General features: G+C 72.3%; 1 protein-coding gene and 1 pseudogene. Both read right to left on the minus strand.

Annotated features, from left to right (window positions below):
* Positions 1 to 899, minus strand: an 899-nt coding sequence (locus ASJ79_RS24680) for a serine/threonine-protein kinase (protein WP_231751016.1), incomplete at its 3' end; no start/stop codon positions are given.
* 21 nt (positions 900 to 920) lie between these two features.
* Positions 921 to 1,046 (minus strand): annotated as a pseudogene (locus ASJ79_RS35260) (arabinosyltransferase C-terminal domain-containing protein); the annotation flags it as partial.

Consider the following 1,046-nt stretch of genomic DNA (forward strand, 5'->3'; position numbering starts at 1 on the left):
CGGGCGGGTTGTCGGGGGGTTTGCGGCCGCCGTTTCCGGGGGCCGGTGAGGGGTTCATGGCGTTGGTGGAGGCCGGTTGGGATGTCGAGGCGGCGCGGCGCCCGCACGGCGCGCATCTGGGCGGCGCTTCCGAAACGCAGCCGGGGGTCACGGCTCATGGCGCGGTCGATGACCGCGGCGAGGACGGGGTCGGCGCCGGTGGGCAGCCCGGCCAGTGGCGGTGGTGGCGCGTCCATGATGGCCCGGGCCAGTGCCACGGGATTGTCCTGCGGGAAGGCGCGCCGGCCCAGCAGCGCCTCGTAGCCCATGACGCCGACGGCGTAGAGGTCGTCGGTGACCGAGGCCGGCGCGCCGGCGACGCGTTCAGGACTCATGTAGGACAGCGTGCCGATGATCTGCCCGGTCATGGTGTGCGCGGTTCCGCCGCTCTTGGCGATGCCGAAGTCGGCGACCTGCATGCGGTCGCCGGTGGCCGACAGCAGAATGTTGGCCGGCTTGATGTCGCGGTGCAGCACCCCGCCGGTGTGCGCGGCGTCGAGCGCGGCGAGCACGTCGTCGAGCATGGCCCGCACCTGCGCCGCCGGCAACGGGACCTCGGCGATGAGGTCGGCCAGAGTGCGGCCCGGCAGCCGTTCCATCACGATGAACGGGCGACCGTCGTGCTCCCCGAAGTCGTGGACCGCGACGATGTTGGGATGCGACAGCGCCGCCGCCGAGCGCGCCTCGTCCTGGAATCTGAGCCGGGCAGCCGGGTCGGCGTTGAAGTTCGGCAGCAGCAGTTTGACCGCCACCGGACGGTTCAGTCGGGTGTCCCAGCCGTCGCGAACCTCGGCCATGCCGCCGCACCCGAGCAGGTCCCGTAATTCATAGCGGCCGGCAAGCGTCTCGCTGCCAGTCATGCCTGGCAGCGTATCCGTCCCCGCGGCGACGCTGACCAGCGGCCGGTCCGGGGTGCGGGGCGGCAGCTGGTACCACGCCGAGGTGGCCTTCGCCGCCACGGTGTTCTCGTCGAAACTGCCCATCACCGGGGTGGTCGCCGGGTCCAG

The organism is Mycobacterium sp. NAZ190054 (assembly GCF_001545925.1).
Taxonomy (GTDB): domain Bacteria; phylum Actinomycetota; class Actinomycetes; order Mycobacteriales; family Mycobacteriaceae; genus Mycobacterium.